Genomic DNA, 616 nt, shown 5'->3' with positions numbered 1-616 from the left:
GGTGTTCGGCGCCATCTCGGGCATGGCCTCCTCGGCGGTAGCCGCGGTGGGCAAGATCATGATCCCGCGCATGGTGGAGCGCGGCTACGACCGCGGCTATGCCACGGCGCTGGTCTCCACCTCGGCGGTGCTGGCGCTGCTGATCCCGCCCAGCGCCTCGATGATCATCTACGGCTGGGTGTCGGGCACTTCGGTCACCGCGTCCTTCCTGGCGCCGGTGCTGCCTGGGGTGTTGCTGGTGCTGCTGTTCTGTTTCTGGAACCGCGTGCTGACTCGCCACATGCCACTGGAGAAGCCCGAACCGGCTCCGCTGCCGGTGGTGGTGCGCGATATCGCCGGTCAGACGCGCCGCGCGGCGCTGGGCCTGGCCATGCCCATGATCATCCTTGGCTGCATCTATGGTGGCGTGACCACGCCCACCGAGGCCGCGGCCATCGCCGTGCTTTACGCCATCCCCATCAGTATCTGGTACTACCGTGAACTGCGCCTGGCCGACCTGCATGGCGTGCTGTGGCGCGCGGGGCAGACCGCCGGCACGCTGCTGGTGCTGGTGTTCTTCTCGGCGATGCTGGCGCGCATGCTGACCATGGAGAACGTGCCGCAGATGGTGCTGGAA

1 protein-coding gene is annotated in these 616 nt (G+C 67.7%); it reads left to right on the top strand.

From position 1 onward, the window contains the following. Positions 1 to 616: TRAP transporter large permease subunit (locus tag AOG27_RS20970; RefSeq protein ID WP_152967183.1), on the top strand; the 616-nt coding region annotated here is incomplete at both ends.

Source organism: Pseudoalteromonas lipolytica (assembly GCF_001306915.1).
GTDB lineage: Bacteria > Pseudomonadota > Gammaproteobacteria > Enterobacterales > Alteromonadaceae > Pseudoalteromonas > Pseudoalteromonas simplex.
This window is presented reverse-complemented; position numbering and strand designations above follow the sequence as displayed.